The organism is Nostoc sp. MG11 (assembly GCF_014904695.1).
Taxonomy (GTDB): Bacteria; Cyanobacteriota; Cyanobacteriia; order Cyanobacteriales; family Nostocaceae; genus Komarekiella.
Window position 1 is genome coordinate 1 of record NZ_JACXXN010000134.1, and the last position, 3,616, is coordinate 3,616.

9 protein-coding genes are annotated in these 3,616 nt (G+C 38.4%); 5 read left to right on the top strand and 4 right to left on the bottom strand.

Annotated elements, in window-relative coordinates; all coding sequences use genetic code 11:
• Positions 1-237: 237 nt before the first annotated feature.
• Positions 238-564, bottom strand: a complete 327-nt coding sequence (locus HCR01_RS37300; protein WP_193200913.1) for a helix-turn-helix domain-containing protein — start codon at positions 562-564, stop codon at positions 238-240.
• A 181-nt stretch (positions 565-745) separates the two neighbouring features.
• Between HCR01_RS37300 and HCR01_RS37305 the strand changes: the two genes are divergently transcribed.
• The 5 genes from HCR01_RS37305 to HCR01_RS37325 all read left to right on the top strand — a co-directional run bounded on the left by HCR01_RS37305 (position 746) and on the right by HCR01_RS37325 (position 2,674).
• Positions 746-1,093, top strand: a complete 348-nt coding sequence (locus tag HCR01_RS37305; RefSeq protein ID WP_193200914.1) for a hypothetical protein — start codon at positions 746-748, stop codon at positions 1,091-1,093.
• A 61-nt stretch (positions 1,094-1,154) separates the two neighbouring features.
• On the top strand, positions 1,155-1,340 hold the full coding sequence (locus HCR01_RS37310; protein WP_193200915.1) for a hypothetical protein: 186 nt from the start codon (positions 1,155-1,157) through the stop codon (positions 1,338-1,340).
• Positions 1,341-1,482: 142 nt separating this feature from the next.
• Positions 1,483-1,983: a hypothetical protein gene (locus tag HCR01_RS37315; protein WP_193200916.1), complete on the top strand. Its 501-nt coding sequence runs from the start codon at positions 1,483-1,485 to the stop codon at positions 1,981-1,983.
• A 93-nt stretch (positions 1,984-2,076) separates the two neighbouring features.
• Entirely contained in the window at positions 2,077-2,280 is a 204-nt protein-coding gene (locus HCR01_RS37320) for a hypothetical protein (RefSeq protein ID WP_193200917.1), read from the top strand.
• 73 nt (positions 2,281-2,353) lie between these two features.
• Positions 2,354-2,674, top strand: a complete 321-nt coding sequence (locus HCR01_RS37325; RefSeq protein WP_193200918.1) for a hypothetical protein — start codon at positions 2,354-2,356, stop codon at positions 2,672-2,674.
• A 116-nt stretch (positions 2,675-2,790) separates the two neighbouring features.
• Here HCR01_RS37325 and HCR01_RS40335 read toward each other — a convergent pair whose 3' ends face one another.
• The 3 genes from HCR01_RS40335 to HCR01_RS37335 all read right to left on the bottom strand — a co-directional run bounded on the left by HCR01_RS40335 (position 2,791) and on the right by HCR01_RS37335 (position 3,488).
• The gene (locus tag HCR01_RS40335; protein WP_264299996.1) at positions 2,791-2,922 is read right to left on the bottom strand and encodes a hypothetical protein; all 132 of its coding nucleotides are present in this window, start codon (positions 2,920-2,922) and stop codon (positions 2,791-2,793) included.
• A gap of 91 nt (positions 2,923-3,013) precedes the next feature.
• Positions 3,014-3,280 carry a hypothetical protein gene (locus tag HCR01_RS37330; protein WP_193200919.1) on the bottom strand — a complete coding sequence of 89 codons (267 nt, stop codon included), beginning with the start codon at positions 3,278-3,280 and terminating at the stop codon, positions 3,014-3,016.
• Positions 3,281-3,308: 28 nt separating this feature from the next.
• On the bottom strand, positions 3,309-3,488 hold the full coding sequence (locus HCR01_RS37335; protein WP_226890071.1) for a tyrosine-type recombinase/integrase: 180 nt from the start codon (positions 3,486-3,488) through the stop codon (positions 3,309-3,311).
• Positions 3,489-3,616 lie beyond the last annotated feature (128 nt).

The window sequence follows — 3,616 nt, forward strand, 5'->3', positions numbered from 1 at the left end:
CCATTTAAATGGTTGTTTTGGGTTCATCTCTGTAGCATTTCAGTCTCTTGAAAGAATATAACACTTGCTTAGGCACCTATTTTTGCAACACAGCCTTTGGGAATCGGGTTGACTGAGTAGGGGTGTATTGAGGTTGTCAGCACCAGATACAAAGCTAGTGGTCATCATGATTCATCTGCGACAAACGTTTATCAAACACAATAAAGTTCGCCAACCAACAGAGTCAAGAAAATAGGTCTAACTATTAGACTTTTGATTGAAGTTAAATAGCGCTTGTAGGTGAGGAGGAATTTTCTCATCGATGACTTTTTTGATTTCCAAGAGGGCATCAATTTCAGCAAGCCGATCCAAATATTTTTGTTCTGGTTGTCGTGGTTCTTCTCGCCCAAACCAAGTTTTGACAAGCTGTATTGAAACGCCTAGCAATTCGGCGAGTTGAGCCTGGGTTAGTTGGTACTTTTCAATAAAGTCGCGGGGATGCAAAGTCTTACAGCGAATGGATCGCATAAATTTTAGCAGTTGTAGCACCCGGTGAGAGTCGTACTCTGCTTCACTCTCAGTCATCAGCTTTTAGTCTAATTATTAGACTAATTTTAAACTTGATTTACTTAAAGTAGGTAACGCCAGGGTTGAGAAATGAAACCTCATGATGTCTCATCGCACCCTACATCATCTCTAATTTCCTCGCTTGATTTACCGAATAACTAGGGAATTCTAAATCTAGCAGATATAGATTGAATGAAAAATGACTAACACATTAGACCTATCAAAATTCTTATACTGCCGCAATTGTGAAATAAAAACCTATCATCGAAAAATTCTTAAATATGATTGGGGTTACGGCTGTACAATTTGCGACACTTGGCAACATCAAAGCCAACTGATATCTATCCAGCAAAGCTATGCGGCTAAAGCGATTATTGGGGCTATAGGGAGTGAATATATTAGCTACTGTGAAGGAACACTAGAAGAATTCATTGAAGCGGCCCAAGCTTTAGATATGGAATACGATTATCAAAAAACTGAGGATGGTTATGATTTTATGGCTTGGCATTTAGACAATGAGGAGAATGCAGCCAAGATACATCTGTAAGCGATGTCTACTTTAAGGGGCTATTTGGCGTCGCTACTCCTCACTTTTCCTCTAAGAAACTATGAAAGCACGAACGATAACAGCAACATTTAAATATTGCAATTCAGGTACGCAAGAAGTTAAAACAGTTAACTGCCTGTTTACTGATAGAAATGAAAAGTATGAATTGACAAAGGTTTATATAGTTGAATTTGGACATGAAGTATTATTTTCAAAGGATGATAATACATTTTTAGTTAATGATTAGTGAAGGAGCGATCGCTCTCCCTAATGCACAGTTGGAGATTTTGGGGCGGGTGTAGGCGACACCGAACAGCCCCTTAAAGTAGACATCGCCCCAAAGTAGAAAAATTCTGCTAGAATATCCGTAAACCACTTATAGATGATTTATGGTAGGCAGAAAGAAGCTTGACCGCACTAATATTCATGCAAGAGTCGGCGTAGAAACGGCAGACAAACTAAAAGAAATAGCTCAAAAGCTAGGTTATATATATAATGACGAAGGCTCTACAGGTCAATTGCTAGATGCGATCGCAACAGAAAAGATTATTTTGATTCATAAGGATCGAAAACTTGAAAAGAGTACCAGAAAATATCTCTATTTAGCAGAAGTTATATTTCCCGATGAAACTTTCATAAAGATTGGTATTACAGGGCTTCCCATAAACAAAAGGTTTCCTGGTAAAAAGTATCAAGTCAACGTAATAAATCAAGTTGAAGATTTATTTACTTATGTTCTTAAAAAGGAGGAATTCATCTTAACTCAATTTGCACAGTTTTCTTACCGACCAATTAACGACTTTGATGGTCGTACTGAATGTTTCACAAGTGAAGTTCCTATTACCGAAATCATAGAAATCATGAATCAATCTCATGCAATTTGTGGTTAACGTTTATGCAAAAACGGTTTACATATTTAACTATTTAAGTAATAATAATTACTATGAGGGATAAAAATACTACTACCCTCATAAGGAGGTTAATTGACCGATCCAGATTACAAAGGCAACGGGAAAGGTGAAGGCTGGATGCCAGTGTTCCGAATCTTCCGGTTCCTCTTTAACAGAAATACTTGGGTTGAATCAAACCCAGTAACAGGAGAGGGTGAACCAATTGATAGACAGGACGTAATCGACGACTTGGATATCAATGAAGATGAGGAAGGCAACGGCGAAGACCGACGCTAATCCTTAACCTTAAATAGCCCCCAACTAGCCCTTGGGGGCTTCTCTATTTACAGTCTAACTCTTGAGAGGTTTTATGGAAAAAATAATTCATCCCATTGAATACCGAATTATCGAACGTAAAATTACTCCAGAAAAATCTTACTGGCATTTTATTAAAGGTAAAACCTTTTATAACCCACTGAATCTGCCAAGTGAGGGTGATGTCGAGTTTATGTTCGGTACAACTAAAAAGAAAGTTGTTGTTGAATTATTTCGGCTCAATGGCGGGAAGGTAGGATACTATTTGGCAGATTTACTAGAGAAACAATATTATTACTGTGGTAATAAGTGGGAAGATGTTAAAGTCAAGTTGCGAGAATTAGGAATTGGCAAGGATGAGCCAAATTTAATTTGAATAAGTGCGTAGGCTAGCAAGCACCGCAGGTATCGCCTCTATACCACTAAGCCCTATAATTTCCTCTAAGAAAATGCCAAATCATACTATTAACATTTATCTAAATACTAAAACTTTCAAAGAATCAGACAAAGACTACACAATCTTTTTACACGGCGGAGATATACACAATCACCTGCATGAATAGGCTTGTCCATCAAATAAAGGCGGCTTCCACCACTTTCTTGCCGTAGCTTTAGCTGTTCCATAATGCCTCATCGATTCAATTGAGTTATATATAGCTTCCCAAGTGCTATGCGATCGCTCAGAGCAAGGCGAGTTGATCACACGAACAGAATGTTAGTTTAGGGTGTGTTGAGTAACGACAAGATTATCCAAATTACTTAACAAAGATTCCAAGTCCTGATTTGATGAATGTAACAACTCAGCCAGTCTTTTTTCATCAACAAATATGTCCTCTAATTGACACATTTGTTGGTTGAGTAGATAAAACACAATCTTGACCATTGAGGGTTTGCCCGAATGCTCGTGACAAGCTGAGATATTCGGGCATTTATAGTCAACACCTGTCATTTGACGACAATCTAAACCCATCGGACAATACATAAATGTAAATTGTCAAAAGAAATACCAATCAAAACCTCGGTAGCACTGTACCCGTTCCCGCATCTTTCTTCACTCTTACATACGTCTTTGTAGTATCGCTCTTGCTGTGCCCCAACTGGTCTTGCACCTGAAAAAGCGGTTTACTATCCACCGCCCTCGATGCGTGAGAATGCCGTAACCAGTGACACGAAAACTGGTTGTGTTGCAAAAACAGGTGTTAAGCAGGTAGTATATTCTCTTTAAAGATTTAAATGCTACAGAGATGAACCCTAAGCAACCGTTTAAATGGCGACATTATCAACCAGAAATCATCCTCCTGTGCGTCAGATGGTATCT